Raw genomic sequence first — 17431 nt, 5'->3', positions numbered from 1 at the left:
TCGATCTACTAAAAAAGTCGGTCGCCGTCCCGGAAACCGCCTCACCGCCCCGACAGTTTCTCCGCGAGCGAGGCCAGGGTGGACGTCTGCGAAACGTGGTGCGCCTCCCGGCGGTCGGCGGTGCGCAGCAGGCCCTGGGAGACCTGCGTGCCGATCCAGCGCAGCGGCCCGGGCTGCCAGCCGCGGGCTCTTCGGCCGACCCAGGGCAGGCGGGTGAGCTCGCTCTGCCGGTCCAGGACGAGGTCGCGCAAGGTGCGGCCGGCGAGGTTGCTGGCGGTGACCCCGCTGTCGACGTAGCCACCGGCCCAGCCCAGGCCGGTGGCCGGGTCGAGGTCCACGGTCGGGCACCAGTCGCGGGGGACCCCCAGGGCGCCGGACCAGGCGTGGGCCACCGGGGCGTCGGAGGCGGCGGGGAACAGGCGGGCCAGTGCGCGCCAGAGTTCGGCGATGGCCTGCGGCTGGGTGGCACCGTTGGTGTCGCTCCCGGCGCGAATCCGGTACGGGGCGCCGCGGCCGCCGATGGCGATGCGGTCGTCGGCGGTGCGCTGGGCGTAGACGTGCGCGTGCGCGGCGTCGCGCAGGACCTCGCGGCCCTCCCAGCCGATGTGCCGCCAGGTGTCGGCGCTGAGCGGCTCGGTGACGATCATGGCGCTGCCCACCGGCTGCCAGCGCGCCCGCTGGCCGTGCAGCGACGCGGTGAACGCCTCGGTGGCCACGATGACGTGCCCGGCGCGCACGGTGCCGTGCTCGGTGACCGCGGCCGCCGGCTGGTCGCCGTCCCGGGGCCGGATCTCGGTGACCGGGGTGTTCTCGAAGATGTCGGCGCCGAGCCGCTCGACCGTCCGGGCCAGCCCGAGCACCAGCCGGGCCGGCTGTATCCGTGCGGCGTGCGGGCTGTGGGCGGCGACCACCGTGCCGTCCACGCGCAGCCGGGGCTCGTGGTCGTGTTCGAGCAGGTAGATGTCCTCGGGCCAGTAGCCCCACTCCTGCAGGAACCGCACCTCTTCCTGGAGCCGGGCGCGCTGGGCGGGGTTGGTGGCGACCACGCGCATGCCGCCCTTGACGATGTCGGCGTCGATCTCCTCGGCGGCGGCGACCTGGATCACTTCGTCGACGGCGGCCATCATGGCGCGCTGCAGTGCGATCACCCCGCCCTTGCCGTGGGGGGCGGCGTAGCGCTCCCGGGAGCCCGCCAGGTGCGCGGACAGCCATCCGCCGTTGCGGCCCGAGGCGCCGAACCCGGCGAACTCGCGCTCCAGGAGCGCGATCCGCAGGTCGGGCTGCGCCTTCTTGAGGTAGTAGGCGGTCCACAGTCCGGTGTAGCCGGCGCCGACGACGCAGACGTCGTAGTCGGCGGACCCGGGGAGCGCCGGGCGGCGGTCGGGCAGGCCGGTCTGGCGGAACCAGAAGGAGACGCCGCCGTTGCGGAACTCCGACGAACGGGGCACTGCGCGCATCTGGGCCGCGCTGGCGACGAGTTTCAACGGAATCTCCCCTGGCTCGACAATGCTGGACGCGTCCGCTCCCGGCGCACGGCCGGCCGGTCCCCGCTCGGACCACGGACGATGGCGGTGGATCCGGTGGTGACGGATCCAAGATCATCGCCAGCGTAGCGGGCGGGTTTGCGTGGTTTGCGGGTTCTCCCGCACTCCTCGGACGATCACGCCGCAGAGCCGGTTCCGCTCCGTCAGCCGACCGCGCGCGCCGAACTGTCCCGGAGCTCGCGGGCACGGGCGGCGAACTGCCGGACGCCCTCCGCTCCGAGCGGCGCGAGCAGGTGCGTGCGGAGCAGGGCGACGTGCTTACGCCGCGCCTGCTCGGCCAGCGCGAGCCCCTCGGGGGTCAGCGCCGCATAGGTCACCCGGCGGTCGGAGGGGCAGGACTGCCGGGCCAGGTACCCGCGGCGTTCCAGGCGATCGGCCAGCTTGGTGAATCCGCCGCTGCTCAGCGACACCTGACGGGCCAGCTCGCTCATGGGCAGCCGGTTGCCCGGTGAGCGCTGCAGCCGCAGCAGCACCTCGAACCACGGCCCGGACAGATCCTTGCCGCACGGATCGATCCCCTCCAGCAGCAGCGGGGACGTCAGGTGCAGCGCCTCGTAGAACAGGCCCCAGGCCGTGATGAGCTCGTCGTCGTCCGGTTCCGCTGCGGCCACCCGATCGCCTTCGACGGTCATGTTCCCCTCCCCCGGGCCACGGGCACGTGGCCGACACCCCTCAGTGTAACCGGAAGTATCTTTCCAGGAAGAAGACAGGCCGGCCGAAAGCGCCGGACTCCGGCCGGGGGCCGTGCCCGGCACCCCGGCCGGCCGATGTGCCGGCTAGCCGCGCAGGGCGGCGCCGGTCCGCTCGGTGGCGGCGGCCACCGCGGCGGCGCGGGCGGCGGAGACCTCCTCCGCCGTCAGCGTCCGGTCCGCCGCACGGAACCGCAGCGTGTACGCCAGGGACTTGCGGCCGGCTCCCGCCTGCTCGCCGGTGTAGACGTCGAACAGCCGCAGGCTCTCCAGCAGTTCGCCCGCGCCGTCGCGCAGCGCGGCTTCGACCTCGCCGGCCGGCACCGCCGCGTCCACCACGAGCGCCACGTCCTGGGTCGCCACCGGGTAGGCCGATACCTCCGGGGCGGTCGGCGGCGCGCCCGCCCGCTCGACCCGGTCCAGCACGAGCTCCATGGCCGCCGTACGCGCCGGCAGGCCGAACGCCGCGATGACGCGCGGATGCAGCTCGCCGGCGTACCCGGCCGCCACCTCCCCCTCGGCTCCCACGACGTACAGCGCGGCGCACCGGCCCGGGTGCCACGGTTCGTGCTGCGCCGCGCGCACGACGAGCTCGGTGCCGGCCGCCAGCGCCACCTCGCGCGCGGCCTCGATCGCGTCCGCCCACGTGGCGGGGCGGCCCTGCCCCCACCAGCCCGCCGGCTCACGTTCCCCGGTCAGCACCGCGGCGACGTGCCGCGGCTGCTCGGGCAGCGCCGCCTCGACCGCAGCCAGTTCCTCGGCGGTCGGCCCGCGGTCCACGGCCAGCATCGGCGCCCGGTCCGGTGCCCCCGCGCGCGGGTGGTACACCAGCCCCGTCTCGAACAGCGCGACGTCGCCGAACCCGCGGCCGACGTTGCGCGCCAGGGCCTTGAACAGCCCGGGCAGCAGCGTCGTGCGCAGCAGCGGCTCGTCGTCGTTGAGCGGGTTGGCCAGCCGCAGCGCGCGGCGCCGGTCGTCCCCGGCCGGCAGCTGCAGGCCGTCGAGGTCCCGCTCCCCAACGAACGGGTAGCTGAGCACCTCGACGAAGCCCGCCCCGGCGAGCCCGCGGCCGACCGCCCGGCGCAGCCGCTGCCCCGGGGTCAGCCCGCGCCCGGCCGGCGCCCGCGGCGGGATCGACGGGATGTTCTCGTAGCCTTCGAGGCGGATGATCTCCTCGGCGAGGTCGTTGGGGTCGCTCAGGTCCGGCCGCCACGACGGCGGGGTCGCCAGGAGCGTGCCGCCGTCCTCGGCCTCGGTGACGGCGCACCCGATCTCGCGGAGCCGGCGGGCGGCCGCACCCGGCGGGTAGTCCACCCCGGCGACCCGGGCGGCGTGCCGTTCGGCCAGCGCGATCGGCTCCCGGGCCGCGCCGAGGTCGAGGTGGGTGACGGCGTCCTCGACGACCGCACCGCCCAGCTCGGCCAGCAACCGGACCGCACGGGTGGCCGCGGCCAGCTGGACCGCGGAGTCCACCCCCCGCTCGAACCTGCGGGAGGACTCCGAGGAGAGCTGGTGACGGCGGGAGGTCCGCGCGATGTGCGCGGCGTCGAAGTGCGCGGCCTCGATGAGGACCTCGGTGCTCTCCAGGCCGATCTCGGTGTCCAGACCGCCCATGACACCGGCGATGTTGATCGGCCCCGACTCGTCGGTGATGAGGATGTCGTCGGGATCCAGGGCCCGCTTGACGTGGTCGAGCGTCTCCAGCCGCTCGCCGCGGTGCGCGGCCCGCACCGTGATCGGGCCGCGCACCCGGGCGCGGTCCCAGGCGTGCAGCGGCTGGCCCAGCTCCATCATCACGTAGTTGGTGACGTCGACCGCCAGCGAGATGGAGCGCACCCCGGTCATGGCCAGGCGGCGGCGCATCCACAGCGGGGTCGGCGCGTCGGGGTCGAAACCGGTGACGCCGCGCAGCACGTACCGGGAGCAGAGCGCCGGGTCGGCCACCGATGCCGGGTAGCCGGCGGCGCCGTCCGCCGTCTCGGGCAGCGGGACGTCGGCCGGGTCGCGGAACTCCACCCCGTAGGCGATCGCCGCTTCGCGCGCGACTCCGCGGATCGACAGCGCGTATCCGCGGTCGGGGGTGACGGCGATGTCGAGGACGTCGTCGCGCACCCCGAGCGGCCCGAAGGCGTCGGTGCCCGGCTCGGCGAACCCTTCGGGCAGCACGATGATGCCCGCGTGGTCCTCCCACAGGTTCAGCTCCGCGGCCGAGCAGATCATGCCCTCCGACATCCGCCCGTAGGTCTTGCGCGCGCCGATCGCGAAGCCGCCCGGCAGCACCGCTCCGGGCAGGGCCACCACGACGAGGTCGCCCTCGGAGAAGTTCCGCGCGCCGCAGATGATGTTCTGCGGTTCGCCGGACCCATTGGCGGCGCCGACGTCGACCTGGCAGTAGCGGATGGGCTTCTTGAACCCGGTGAGCTCCTCGATGGCGAGCACCCGGCCCACCACGAGCGGGCCGGTGACGTCGGCCCCCAGCTCGTCGACGGTCTCGACCTCCAGCCCCGCCGCGATCAGCCGGGCGGCGAGCTCGCGTGCGGTGACGCCGGCCGGCAGGGGCGCGTACTCGCGCAGCCAGGAAACAGGGACGCGCATCAGATCTCCATCCCGAACGCCGAGGTGAACCGGACGTCACCCTCCACCATGTCGCGCATGTCGCGGACCCCGTGCGCGAACATCAGGGTCCGCTCGACCCCGAGGCCGAACGCCCAGCCGCTGTAGCGCTCGGTGTCGACCCCGGCCGCCACCAGCACCCGCGGGTTGATCACGCCGCAGCCGCCGATCTCGATCCACCCTTCGGAGCCGCAGGTGCGGCAGGGCGCCTCGGGGTTGCCGACCGAGGCGCCGCGGCAGACGAAGCACTCCATGTCCACTTCCGCCGAGGGCTCGGTGAAGGGGAAGTAGGACGGCCGGAACCGGGTGCGCAGTCCCGCGCCGAACATGCCGGCGACGAACTCGTCGATGGCGCCGCGCAGGTGCGCCATGGTGATGCCCTCGTCGACCACCATGCCCTCCAGCTGGTGGAAGACCGGCGTGTGGGTGGCGTCGAGCTCGTCGGTGCGGAACGTCCGGCCGGGCGCCACGACGTAGACCGGCGGCTCCCGGTCGAGCAGCGAGCGCACCTGCACCGGCGAGGTGTGCGTGCGCAGCACGAGCCCGGAGTCGCCACCGCCGGGCGATTCGACGAAGAAGGTGTCCTGCATCGTGCGGGCCGGGTGGTCCGGAAGGAAGTTCAGGGCGTCGAAGTTGAACCACTCCGCCTCGACCTCGGGCCCTTCGGCCACCTCGAAGCCCATGCCGACGAAGATGTCGGCCATGCGTTCGGCGATGGTGGTGAGCGGGTGCCGGGCGCCGCGCGGCCGCCGGTTCCAGGGCAGCGTGACGTCCACGGCCTCCTCGACGAGGACGCGGGCGTCGCGCTCCTCCTCCAGCTCGGCCTGGCGGCGCTTCAGCGCCTCGGAGACGTCCCGGCGGGCGCCGCCCACCCGCTTGCCGGCTTCGGCGCGGGCGGCGGGCGGCAGCGCGCCGATCTCGCGGTTGGCCAGCGCGAGCGGCGAGCGGTCGCCGGCGTGCGCGAGGCGGACCTCCTTGAGGGCGGCCAGGTCGCCGGCCGCGGCGATGGCGGCCAGCGCCTCCTCGCGCATGCGGGCGACCTCGTCCGGGTGCAACGGGGTCACCTCGACGGGATCAAAGGAATTGTTCGGTGCAGACATGGTCAAGTAGCCTCACCGCCCGCGCCGTGGGGCCGGGCGGCCGTCACGGCCCGCCGCGGCACGGCGGGCGCAAGCCGACAAGGTAGCTGGTGTCGCCCGCCGCCTGGTGTCCGGTCCGCTCAGGCGAACTCGGGAGTGCCGGCGGGCACGGTAAATCGGAACTCGGCGCCGCCGCTGGGAGCGCGCCCGACCGTGATGGAGCCGCCGTGGGCCTCGATCAGCCCCTTGACGATGAAGAGACCGAGGCCGGTGCCTCCCCGGCGCTTGCTGCGCCAGAACTGCCGGAAGACGCGCGGAACGGCATCGGGCGCGATGCCCTCGCCCTCGTCGCGCACGGACACCGCTGCGCCTCCTTCGTGCGGCTCGATCACAATGGTGACAGTACCAGCGCCGTGCCGTACCGCGTTCTCCACCAGGTTCGCCATGATCTGCTCGACCTTGTCGGCGTCCAGCCAGAGTTCGGGCAGCGGGCCGTGCACGGCGAGCCGGAACCGCTCCACCGGATCGCCGGACGCGACACGCCCGGCGACGACCTTGCGGGCGCACTCGGGAAGGTCGACCACCTGCCGGTGCAGTTCCAGCCGCCCCGATTCGATCCGCGAGACGTCGAGGAGTTCGGCGATGAGCCGGGTCACCCGGTCGGCGTCGGCGTTGACGGTCTCCAGCATCATGAGCTTCTGGTTCTCGGTGAAACGTTCCCACTTCGCCAGCAGCGTGGCGGTGAAGCCCTTGACGCTGGTCAGCGGGGAGCGGAGCTCGTGCGCGACGGTGGAGACCAGGTCGGCGCGGTCACGCTCGCTCCGGACGCGGTGGGCGGCGTCGCGCAGGGTCACCACGAGCCGCACGACGTCGCCGCCGCGCTCCTCGCGGACGTAGCGCGCGGACATGAGGATCTCACGGCCGTCGGCGAGCAGCAGGGTGCGTTCGGGCTGGCGGGTGCGGATCCGCAGCCCTCCGTAAGGGTCGCTGTACTTCCACCAGTCGCGGCCCTCGGCGTCGTGCAGCGGCAGGACGTCGCGGAAGTCCCGGCCCAGCGCAGCCGAGGCGGGCACCCGGGTGAGCCGGCTGGCCATGCGGGTGAAGATCACCACGCGGCCGTGGCGGTCGGCGACCAGCACCCCGTCGGGCAGGTCCTCAGGAGAGAGCCCTTGAGCATGCCGACCGGCTCCATCCGCCGACTGGTCGCCGCGCACGACCGCCTCCCCAAGCCATATACGAACATCCGCGCCGCTGGAGTGCGCAACCGCCCATGTTGTGTGCCGACCGTCACCGAACGGCCACGCTCCGGCCATGACACCGAAGGTCAGTACCCGCTGCCCGGGCCGGCTACGCGCCTGACCTCGCATCTCGCCCCTCCCCGTCCCACGCGGTCCGTCGGACGGGCCGCCGGAGCGGCCGTGAGGTGAGAGCTTGAGCGTATCGGCAACTGAGGGTAGGCGAGCAACATCACGACGCCCCGATATTGCCCCTATTTTTCGGTGATTCTGGGGTGAACCACCACACTCTGTAGCCGAATGTCCGGCGATCAGGGCGGGGAACAGGGGGGATACCGGGCTACCCGGATTAAGGGTCGTGAGTCTCCGCGCGCATAACGGGCCCATGGCCACTCGGCGGTGGCCGGGACGGGGAGCCCACGGATGGCGGGACGGCCGGACCGGTGCCGATCGGCGCGGCGGCACCCGACGGTGCGGCGGGACCGGGGAGCGGCGGGTGCGGCTAGCCGGGGACGGGGGCGCGGCGCTGCTCGCGGGCGGTGGTGTACAGGCACACCGCGGCGGCCGTGGCGAGGTTCAGGCTCTCGGCGCCGCCGTAGATGGGGACGCGCACCGCGGCGTCGGCGAGCGCCAGCGTCTCCTCGGGCAGCCCCCACGCCTCGTTGCCGAAGATCCACGCGACCCGGCCGGACAGGTCGCCGCCATCGGCCGCGGAATCGAGGTCGCGCTCGCCGGTGCCATCGGCGGCGAGGACCCGGGCGCCGGCCGCACGCAGGTGCTCGACGACCTCGGCCACCCGTGGCCCGACCACGACCGGGAGGTGGAAGAGGCTGCCGGCCGAGGCGCGCACGCACTTGCCGTTGTAGGGGTCGACGGAGGCGTCGGTGAAGATCACGGCGTCGGCCCCGGCGGCGTCGGCGGTGCGCAGCACGGTGCCGGCGTTACCGGGGTCGCGCACGTGGGAGAGCACCGCCACCAGGCGAGCGCCGGAGACGGCGGCCAGCGGCACGTCGACGAAGGAGCAGACGGCGAGCAGCCCCTGCGGGGTCACCGTCTGCGCGAGTTCGCTCATGACCTCCAGGGTGACCCGGTGGACCGGAACCCCGGAGGCGGAGGCGGCGGCGACGAGGTCGGCGTGCCGCTGGGTGGCCTCGGCGGTCGTGTACAGCTCGTGCACGACACCGGGACGGGCGAGCGCCTCCCGCACGGCCTGCGGGCCTTCGGCGAGGAAGCGCCGTTCCCGCTGCCGGAAGGCGCGCTTGGCGAGCCGACGAGCCCCCTTGATCCTCGGGGACCGGATGCTGGTGAACTCGTGGCCCGCCATCACGACCGCCGTGCTCAGGCCGCGGACTGGGCGGGAGCCGGCAGCGCCTTCTTCGCGGTCTCGACCAGGGTCGCGAACGCGGCGGCGTCGCTGACCGCGAGGTCGGCGAGGATGCGGCGGTCGACCTCGATGCCGGCGGCCTTCAGGCCCTGCATGAACCGGTTGTAGGTGAGGCCGTTGGCGCGGGCGGCGGCGTTGATGCGCTGAATCCACAGGCGGCGGAACTGGCCCTTGCGGTCCTTGCGGTCCCGGTAGGCGTAGGTCATCGAGTGGAGCATCTGCTCCTTGGCCTTGCGGTACAGCCGCGACCGCTGGCCGCGGTACCCGCTGGCGCGCTCAAGGACGACCCGGCGCTTCTTCTTGGCGTTGAGAGCCCGCTTCACGCGTGCCACTGTGACTCCTCTTGGGTAACCGGGGCGCGTTCTGTGCGCCACCGGGCGGCCGTTCCGGTTGGGCGAACCGGCGGCCGATCGGATCGGACGTGCCCGCCGGGGGGCTGGGGTACCGCTCGGGGGCGCGCGCGCCCGTGGCGGCTCGGGCCCACGCGCGGCGGACCCCGGACGTTCGGCGTGCTAGCCGAGCAGCTTCTTGATCTTCTTCGCGTCGCCCGTGGCCAGCACGACATCAGCGCTCAGGCGGCGGGTGCGCTTGGTCGGCTTGTGCTCCAGGAGGTGGTTCTTGTTGGCACGGCGGCGCATGATCTTGCCGGAGCCGGTCACCCGGAAACGCTTGCTGGCTCCACTGTGTGATTTGTTCTTCGGCATGGTCGCCGTCGTCTCCTTCGACTACTCACTCGGCGTGCCGCCGGGGGCCGGCGGCACGGAACCTGGATCGCTCTGTGCTGTGTGCTGGTGGGCGCGGGCACACCACGAAGGGCGCTGCCGAACGCCCCCACCGGCACACACGGGCGCGGGGGCGACCCCGCACCGCTCCACCCCGAAGGGCGCCACGGCGCGGAATCCCCCCGCTCGTCGTGGGCGGGTGGGGCCCAGGTGTCCGTCGGACCCATGGCCTGCCGTCCGGCGACCGGTGCGCGGCACCGCCGGCGGACGGCGGCGGTCAGCTCCCCTGCTCGGCTCCGGCGGCCGGACGCGGTACGCGCCGGGGCCTGCCCTCGGCCGCGGCCCGGGCCTCCGCCTTGTGCTCGGAGCGCCGCTTGTGCGGGCCGATCACCATGACCATGTTGCGGCCGTCCTGCTTCGCCTGAGACTCGACCTGGCCGAGCTCCTGCACGTCCTCGGCCAGCCGGCGCAGCAGCCGGAACCCCAGCTCGGGCCGGGACTGCTCCCGGCCGCGGAACATGATCGTCACCTTGACCTTGTCGCCGCCCTTGAGGAACCGCACCACGTGACCCTTCTTGGTCTCGTAGTCGTGCGGGTCGATCTTCGGGCGGAGCTTGATCTCCTTGATGATCGTGTTCGACTGGTTCTTGCGCGATTCGCGCGCCTTGACCGCGGACTCGTACTTGAACTTGCCGTAGTCCATCAGCTTGGCGACCGGCGGGCGGGCGGTCGGCGCGACCTCCACGAGATCGAGGTCGGCCTCCTGCGCGAGACGCAGCGCGTCCCCGACCGGGACGATGCCGACCTGCTCGCCGTTGGGTCCGACGAGTCGGACCTCTGGAACCCTAATACGGTCGTTGATGCGGGGCTCAGCGCTGATGGGACCCCTCCCTAGCTCTGTCGTGTCGCTGTGTGTGTTGGGGGGCCGCCCGAGTCCGTTCGGACCACAAAGCAAAACCCCGCCAGCGGGTGCAAGCGGGGTGATCCACCGGAAGCACACTCCGGCCGGCGACCAGGGTCGCCACCGGTGTGCCACGACGCCGAGCGCCGACGATCGACGCGGATCACCGCGCTGCCGGCTCGGTTCCGTGTACCGGACCTACACGGGGCTCGCCCCGGTAGGTGGGAGGATCGGCCTCCGCTTACGTGTCCGGCGCCGAGACGCCGGATCAGGTCAGACCCCTACTGTATCAAGGTTCCGGACCACTCGGGTATTCCCGGAACCCGGCTAGGCGGAGGCGGTCGCGCGTCGCCGCAGCTCCGCGGCACCGGCGGCCCGCATCGCCTCGACCGGAGCCCGCGGCACGCCCGTCATCAGCTCCACCTGGACGGCCGCCTGGTGCAGCAGCATCTCGAACCCGCCGACCACCGTCCGCCCGGCGTCCTCCGCCGCGGCGGCCAGCGGGGTCGGCCACGGCGCGTAGACGACGTCGAAGACCGCGGCGCCCCCGGCCGCCACCGTCGCGGCGAGCGGATCGGCGGCACCGGCCGGCACCGTGGAGACGACCAGGTCGACGTCGAGGTGCCGCTCGATGCCGGACAGCGGCGCGAAGTCCACCACGGCCGACATCCGCTCGGCGGCGGCCGAGAGTTCCGCGGTACGGCCCAGGTAGCGCGCCAGCGCGGTGACCGCGTGCGGTTCGGTCGCGCCCAGCTCGCGCAGCGCGGCCAGCGCCGAGGCGGCCGTGGCGCCGGCGCCGATCACGGTCGCGGTGCGCACCCGGCCGATCCCCGCCTCGCGCAGGGCCGCGACGATCCCCGCGACGTCGGTGTTGTGCGCGTGCCGCCGGCCGCCGCGGAACACGATGGTATTGGCGCCGCCGACCGCGGCCGCAGGCTCGTGCACCGTGTCGGCCAGCGAGAGCGCGGCCCGCTTCAGCGGCATGGTGAGCGACAGCCCGGCCCAGGACGCGTCGCATCCGTCGAGGAAGGCGGCCAGCCCCGGCTCCGCGCACTCGTGACGCTGGTACTCCCATTCACCGGCCAGGCCCAGCTCGGCATAGGCCGCGGTGTGCAGCACCGGCGACAGCGAGTGCGCGATGGGCGAGCCCAGCACCGCGGCGCGCTTCACCATCTCCGTGGTCTCCCTTCCGTCCCCTCGCGCCGTGCCTCCGGCGCACCGCTACTGCCGGCTCTGATTGAACCGGTTCACCAGCTCCCAGAACTCCGCCTCGGTCTCGGCGAACTCGGTGACGCCGTTCTCCGGATCGGTGGCGACGAAGAACCGCCAGTTGCCGTCGGCCGGCTCCAGCGCGGCGTTGATGGCGTCCGCGCCCGGGCTCACGATCGGGCCGGCCGGCAGCCCCTCGCGGAAGTACGTCTCGTACTCGCTCCCCGAGTCCTGGCACGCCTGCTGCTGCTGGGCGTTCATCGCGATGCCGTACTCACCGATGGCGTAGAAGCAGGTGCTGTCCATCTGCAGCTTCATGCCCTCGTCCAGGCGGTTGTAGACGACCCGGGAGATCTTCGGCATGTCGTCCTTCCCGCCGGACTCCGCCTGCACGATCGCCGCCACCGCCATGATCTCGTTCGGCGTGTAGCCGAGCGCCTCGGCCCGCTGCTCCAGTTCCAGTTCGGCCGCGGCGTCCTCGTACCGCCGCACCATGTGATTCAGGATCTCGGCGGCGGACATGCCGGAGTCGATCATGTAGGTGTCCGGGAACAGGTAGCCTTCCGCGCCCTTTTCCGCATACGACGGCAACTCCAGCGCGGCGGTGTCCTCGTAGGCCGCCTCGAACTCCTCCAGCGGGATCTCGGTCGCCTCGGACAGCTCGGCGAGGATCTGGCTGGCGCGCAGCCCCTCGCGGATCGTCACCCGGACCCCGATCCGGGACTCCGGATCCATCAGCAGTTCCATGGCCGCGTCCGCGCTCATCTGCTCGCGCAGCCGGTAGGTGCCGGGCGCGAGGTGCGCGCCGTCCAGCGCGTTGGTGAACGCCCGCACGCTGGCGACGACCCCCGCCTCCTCCAGGGTCTCGCCGACGTCGGTGCCGGTGTCGCCCGAGCCGACGACGATCTCGACCTCGCCGCTGCCCTCCCCGTCGTAGTCCGGCGGGAAGACGTAGTTGCGCGCCAGCACGGCCCCACCGGTCCCGGCTCCGGCGACGAGCACGACCACCAGGACCAGGACGGCCGGCGACAGCCGACCGCGCCGACGGCGGCGCTTGGTGGCGCGCCGGCCGCCGCCTCGGCGGCCCGCCGACGGCTCCGAGCCGGACCGCCGGGCACGCCGGGCGGCGCCGCGGCGACCGCCCCGGCCCTGCTCGGACTCGTGCTCGCGATCCTCGCGCTCGGCCTCCTCCTGCTCGTCCCACGCCTCGTCGTCGGGGCCGTCGTCCGGCTCGGGTTCGGCCGTGCGCGCGCGGCGGGAGCCTCCCGTGGCGAGTGAACGGTCAGAGGAGCCTGCCGTGGCGAGTGAACGGTGCGAGCCGCGGCGGGGCGGCTCCTCCTCGCCGAGTCCCAGGTCGAGTCCGGCCACCGGGGTGCGGTCGACGGGGGTCGCGGCCGGGCGCCGCCGACGCCCGGCCGCCGGGGCGTCCTTGGGTTCCACCGGCTGTCCGAGCGCCATGAGCCCGTCCATCGGAGTGGGCCGTGGCTCGTCATCGGTCCGGGCGCGCCGGCCGCGGGGCTCCGATTCGTCGAACGGTTCCGGTGCGGCGCGGCGGACGCCACGGCGGGGCGTGACCGGGCTCTCGGCGTCCAGGGCCGGGTCGGGGTCGAGCGACCGGCGGCGGAGCGGCGGCTCGGCCGGCTGCGCCGAGGCGCCGCGCCGCCGACGGCCGCGCGGTTCGGACGGCGTCTCCGCGGGGTCGCCGAAGTCGCGCGGACCCGTGGGCGGTCCCAGCGGATCGTCGTCCACGGCGGAGCCGGGGCGCCGCCGCCGCCCGCCCCGGGAGGCCGCCGCGGGCTCCCGAAGCTCGTACGCGGCGGCGTCCTGATCGTCCACCGGCTGCCGACCGGTGGGTCTGCGGCGCCGGAGCGGCTCGGCGTGCGGCCCGACGGGCGTGTCGTCCTCGGCTTCGTCGGGGCCGCCTCGCGCGGCGCGGCCGGCGGTGTCCTCGCCACCGCGCGAGTGCCGGCCGTGACGGGCGCGGCGCCGACGCGGCCCGTAGTCGTCGCGGTCACTCATCGCCGACTCCCACCAGATTTCCGGCCGCCTGGCCGGTCTGCCGTTCGGTGTCCAGGGCGCTCTGCAGCAGCACGGTGGCGGCGGCCTGGTCGATCACCGCGCGCCGGGCGCGGCCGCCGCTCGCACCGCGCCGGCCGAGGCTCGCCCCGCCCTGCAACTGCTGCTGCGCGGTGACGGTGGTCAGCCGTTCGTCCACCAGCCGCACGGGGACCGGTGCCAGGACGCGGGCCAGGGCCGTGGCGAAGGACCGCGCCTTGCGGGCGGCCGGCCCCTCCGTTCCGGACAGCGACGCCGGGTAGCCGACGATCACCTCGCGCGCCTCGTGTTCGAGCACGAGGCGGGCGATGCGGTCGAGGTCGCCCGGGCCGCGCCGGACGGTCTCCAGCGGTGTGGCCAGCGTGCCGCTGGGGTCGCTGCGCGCGACGCCGATCCGGGCGTCGCCCGGATCGACCGCGAGTCGTACGCCGTGCCTCAACTGGCGGGCTCCCCCGCGACGGGCACGGCAGCGGGCGTGCCGGCCGTTCCGCGGCCCGGCACCCGGTGTGCGAGCGTCATCGAGCCTCCGCCGCCTGCCGCTCGACCGCCCGCAGCGCGTCGTCGACGGCTCCGGCGTCGGTGCCGCCGCCCTGGGCGACGTCCGGCTTGCCGCCGCCGCCACCGCCGAGCGCACGCGCCGCGGTGCCGACGAGGTCGCCGGCCCGAAGCCCCAGCTTCTGGGCCGCCTTGTTGACGGCGACCACCACGACCGGGCGGTCCTTGGGAACGCTGGCGACCGCGACCACGGCCGCGCGGTCCTCGCCCAGCCGGCCGCGCACGTCCAGCGCCAGCTTGCGCAGGTCGTCCCCGGTGGTGCCGTCGGGAGCACGGTGGGTGACGACGAGCGCGGCGCCGTGCTCGCGGGCTCCCGCGGCGAGACCGGCGGCGGCCTGCAGCACCTGGGCGGCGCGCAGCCGTTCGATCTCCTTCTCCGCGGCGCGCAGCCGGGTGACGATGCCCTCGACGCGCTGGGGCAGGTCCTCGCGCGGGGTCCGGAGTTGCTCGGCGAGCTGGCTCACCAGCAGCGACTCCCGCGACAGCCGCCGGAAGGCGTCGATGCCCACCGCGGCCTCGACCCGGCGCACGCCGGAGCCCACCGAGGACTCGCCGAGCAGCTTCACGATGCCGAGCTGCCCGGTGGCGGCGACGTGCGTGCCGCCGCACAGCTCGCGCGAGTAGTCGCTCATCTCCACGACGCGGACCCGGTCGCCGTACTTCTCCCCGAACATGGCCAGGGCGCCCATGGCGAGGGCCTCGTCCAGTGAGGTCTGGAAATCGCGCACCTGGATGTCGCCGGCCAGGACGGTGTTGACCTCCTCCTCGACCGCGGCGAGCTCGGCGGTGTCCAGCGCCTTGTTCGCGGTGAAGTCGAAGCGGAGCCGCCCGGGCTGGTTCTCCGAGCCGGCCTGGCCGGTGGAGGGACCCAGGGCGTTGCGCAGCGCCGAGTGGATCAGGTGGGTGGCCGAGTGCGACCGGGAGACCGAGGCGCGGCGGTCGGTGTCGATGGCGGCGTGCACCTGGTCGTCGACCACGATCTCGCCGGAGCGCACCGTGCCGCGGTGCACGAACAGCCCGCCGATGGGCTTCTGCACGTCGTCGACGTCGACGACGCCGCGGCCGTCGACCGCGATGGTGCCCTGGTCGGCGAGCTGGCCGCCGCTCTCGGCGTAGAACGGGGTGCTGTCCAGCACCACCTCGACCTTGTCACCGGTGCGGGCGGCGGGCACCGCCTCGCCGTCGACGATGAGGCCGAGGACCCGCGCCTCGCTCTCGTGGTCGGTGTAGCCCAGGAAGCGGGTGGCACCGGAGTCGTCGAGCAGCCGGGCGTAGGTGCTGATGTCGGCGTTGCCGAGTTTCTTGGCGCGGGCGTCGCGCTTGGCGGTGTCCTTCTGCTCCTGCATGAGGCGGCGGAAGGTGGCCTCGTCGACGGTGAGCCCCTGCTCGCCGGCCATCTCCAGGGTGAGGTCGATGGGGAAGCCGTAGGTGTCGTGGAGCTGGAACGCGTCGGCGCCGGAGAGTTCGGCGCTGCCGGTGGCCTTGGTGCGCTCGGCGGCGCGGTTGAACAGCACGGTGCCGGAGCGCAGCGTGTCGGCGAAGTTGCGCTCCTCGGCGTCGATCACGCTGTGGATGCGGTCGGCGTCGGTGCGCAGCACCGGGTACTGGCCGCCCATCGCCTCGATGGCGGTGTCGGTGAGGTCGTGCAGGTAGTGCGCGTCGTCGCCGGAGAGCAGCCGCAGGTTGCGGATGGAGCGGCGCAGGATGCGGCGCAGCACGTAACCGCGCTTCTCGTTGCCCGGGCGGACGCCGTCGGCGACGAGCATGGTGGCGGTGCGCATGTGGTCGGCGACCACGCGCAGGCCGACGTCGGAGCGGTCGTCGTCGCCGTAGCGGACGCCGGTGAGGCCGGCGGCGCGGTGCAGGATCCGGCCGAGCGTGTCGGTCTCGTAGATGTTGTCGACGCCCTGCAGCAGTGCGGCCATGCGCTCCAGGCCCATGCCGGTGTCGATGTTCTTGCTGGGCAGCTCACCGAGGATCGGGAAGTCGTCCTTGCCGGAGCCGGGCCCGCGCTCGAACTGCATGAACACCAGGTTCCACACTTCGAGGTACCGGTTCTCATCGGCCACCGGCCCGCCCTCGCGGCCGTACTCGGGGCCGCGGTCGAAGTAGATCTCCGAGCAGGGCCCGCACGGGCCGGGCACGCCCATCGACCAGAAGTTGTCGGCCATGCCGCGGCGCTGGATGCGCTCGGCCGGCACACCGACGCGCTCGCGCCACAGCGCCTCGGCCTCGTCGTCGTCGTGGAAGACGGTGACCCAGAGCCGCTCGGCGTCGAACCCGAATCCGCCGTCGGCGACGGAGCGCGTGAGCAGGTCCCACGCGAACGGGATGGCGTTCTCCTTGAAGTAGTCGCCGAAGGAGAAATTGCCCAGCATCTGGAAGAAGGACGCGTGCCGCGCGGTCTTGCCCACCTCGTCGATGTCGATGGTGCGGACGCATTTCTGGGCGCTGGTGGCACGGTCGTAGGGGGCCGTGCGCTGGCCGAGGAAATACGGCTTGAACGGCACCATGCCGGCGTTGACCAGCAGCAGGGTGGGGTCCTCCGCGATCAGGCTCGCGGACGGCACCACGGTGTGTCCGTTCGTCTCGAAGTAAGCGAGGAAGCGGCGAGCGATTTCTGCCGTCTCCATCAGCGGCCGTCCTTCAGTGTCGTGGGCTTCGTTTGCGGTGCCGGGAGTGGCCTCGGCGAGGCCGGTCGGGCGGCCGGTCTCGACGCGTGGTAACGACGACGCAGTTCGGCCTCGTGTTCTTCCATGGCGTCCTGGACGTCCTCGTTGAACTCGCGGAGAGCGGCGCGATAGTCGGCGACGTGGCTCTCGACGCGGTCGGCGATGCCACCCGGGCTCCACGCGCGAGCGGTGCGGTTGAGCTTGTGCACAAGATACCCGCCGAGCGCCGCTCCGGCGACAAAGCTGAACAGGCGTCCGATCACGTGTCCCCCCTGCGGCGCCGGGTGCGGACCAGGGCGAGCGCGCGGCGCTGTCCGAGCACCTGCCGCACGCCGTAGGAGAACGACGCCACCTTCACGAGGGGGCCGGTCACCACCGAGCGGGTCAGTGCCGTCACGCTGGCCACGTCCTCGGTCGTGGTGGACACGTTCGCGGTGATCTCCTCGACGCGGTCCAGGGAGGTGTTGGCGCGCCGCACGGTCGCCGCCATGTCGTCCAGCAGCGGGCGGGCCCGCTCGCCGAACTCCGACACGGCCTTGGTGGTCTCGTTCAGCAGACGGGTGAGCCTGACGAGGGCCACGCACAGGAACGCGACCAGAACCGCCCAGACGACCGCGGCGATCAGGGCGGCGACTTCTCCTCCGGTCAGCATGCGGACTCCGCTTAACGGTCGGGGGTGTGGCGTCGGCGAGCGGGACGGGGACCGGCGGCGCGTCGTCACCGAGGACGACGGTGACGCCACCGGTGTCCGCAGGCGGGGCGGCGCCGCGTCG

General features: G+C 73.6%; 15 protein-coding genes. All 15 read right to left on the bottom strand.

Annotated features, from left to right (window positions below; translation table 11 throughout):
• Positions 1-41: 41 nt before the first annotated feature.
• The 15 genes from ACFQRF_RS26420 to ACFQRF_RS26350 all read right to left on the bottom strand — a co-directional run bounded on the left by ACFQRF_RS26420 (position 42) and on the right by ACFQRF_RS26350 (position 17310).
• Positions 42-1484, bottom strand: a complete 1443-nt coding sequence (locus tag ACFQRF_RS26420; RefSeq protein ID WP_379874027.1) for an NAD(P)/FAD-dependent oxidoreductase — start codon at positions 1482-1484, stop codon at positions 42-44.
• A 203-nt stretch (positions 1485-1687) separates the two neighbouring features.
• The gene (locus tag ACFQRF_RS26415; RefSeq protein ID WP_379874026.1) at positions 1688-2176 is read right to left on the bottom strand and encodes a MarR family winged helix-turn-helix transcriptional regulator; all 489 of its coding nucleotides are present in this window, start codon (positions 2174-2176) and stop codon (positions 1688-1690) included.
• A gap of 144 nt (positions 2177-2320) precedes the next feature.
• Positions 2321-4828, bottom strand: a complete 2508-nt coding sequence (gene pheT / locus ACFQRF_RS26410) for a phenylalanine--tRNA ligase subunit beta (protein WP_379874024.1) — start codon at positions 4826-4828, stop codon at positions 2321-2323.
• Positions 4828-5946 (bottom strand): phenylalanine--tRNA ligase subunit alpha, encoded by a 1119-nt coding sequence (gene pheS, locus ACFQRF_RS26405; RefSeq protein ID WP_379874023.1) that lies wholly within the window; start codon positions 5944-5946, stop codon positions 4828-4830. The genes pheT and pheS overlap by 1 nt, the downstream gene beginning before the upstream one ends.
• Before the next feature lie 119 nt (positions 5947-6065).
• On the bottom strand, positions 6066-7139 hold the full coding sequence (locus ACFQRF_RS26400; RefSeq protein WP_379874021.1) for a sensor histidine kinase: 1074 nt from the start codon (positions 7137-7139) through the stop codon (positions 6066-6068).
• A 523-nt stretch (positions 7140-7662) separates the two neighbouring features.
• Positions 7663-8484, bottom strand: a complete 822-nt coding sequence (locus tag ACFQRF_RS26395; RefSeq protein WP_379874019.1) for a TrmH family RNA methyltransferase — start codon at positions 8482-8484, stop codon at positions 7663-7665.
• Between the two features lie 14 nt (positions 8485-8498).
• Complete coding sequence (gene rplT / locus ACFQRF_RS26390) at positions 8499-8876, bottom strand: 50S ribosomal protein L20 (RefSeq protein WP_114398267.1); 378 nt, start codon at positions 8874-8876, stop codon at positions 8499-8501.
• 180 nt (positions 8877-9056) lie between these two features.
• Positions 9057-9248, bottom strand: a complete 192-nt coding sequence (rpmI, locus tag ACFQRF_RS26385) for a 50S ribosomal protein L35 (RefSeq protein WP_379874017.1) — start codon at positions 9246-9248, stop codon at positions 9057-9059.
• A 295-nt stretch (positions 9249-9543) separates the two neighbouring features.
• Complete coding sequence (gene infC, locus ACFQRF_RS26380; RefSeq protein WP_379874057.1) at positions 9544-10266, bottom strand: translation initiation factor IF-3; 723 nt, start codon at positions 10264-10266, stop codon at positions 9544-9546.
• Positions 10267-10494: 228 nt separating this feature from the next.
• A complete protein-coding gene (locus ACFQRF_RS26375; RefSeq protein WP_379874015.1) occupies positions 10495-11340 on the bottom strand; it encodes a shikimate dehydrogenase in 846 nt (281 codons plus the stop codon).
• 48 nt (positions 11341-11388) lie between these two features.
• Entirely contained in the window at positions 11389-13395 is a 2007-nt protein-coding gene (gene mltG, locus ACFQRF_RS26370; RefSeq protein ID WP_379874014.1) for an endolytic transglycosylase MltG, read from the bottom strand.
• Positions 13388-13870 carry a Holliday junction resolvase RuvX gene (gene ruvX / locus ACFQRF_RS26365; RefSeq protein ID WP_379874012.1) on the bottom strand — a complete coding sequence of 161 codons (483 nt, stop codon included), beginning with the start codon at positions 13868-13870 and terminating at the stop codon, positions 13388-13390. The genes mltG and ruvX overlap by 8 nt, the downstream gene beginning before the upstream one ends.
• Before the next feature lie 76 nt (positions 13871-13946).
• A complete protein-coding gene (gene alaS, locus ACFQRF_RS26360) occupies positions 13947-16619 on the bottom strand; it encodes an alanine--tRNA ligase (RefSeq protein ID WP_379874010.1) in 2673 nt (890 codons plus the stop codon).
• Positions 16619-16921, bottom strand: a complete 303-nt coding sequence (locus ACFQRF_RS26355; RefSeq protein WP_379874008.1) for a DUF6167 family protein — start codon at positions 16919-16921, stop codon at positions 16619-16621. The genes alaS and ACFQRF_RS26355 overlap by 1 nt, the downstream gene beginning before the upstream one ends.
• Positions 16918-17310, bottom strand: coding sequence for a DUF948 domain-containing protein (locus ACFQRF_RS26350; RefSeq protein ID WP_379874007.1), 393 nt, complete (start codon positions 17308-17310; stop codon positions 16918-16920). The genes ACFQRF_RS26355 and ACFQRF_RS26350 overlap by 4 nt, the downstream gene beginning before the upstream one ends.
• Positions 17311-17431: the final 121 nt, after the last annotated feature.

This window comes from Marinactinospora rubrisoli (genome assembly GCF_042664915.1).
GTDB classification, from domain to species: Bacteria; Actinomycetota; Actinomycetes; order Streptosporangiales; family Streptosporangiaceae; genus Marinitenerispora; species Marinitenerispora rubrisoli.
Note: the sequence above shows the minus strand (reverse complement) of the source record. Positions and strands in the feature narration are given on the sequence as shown.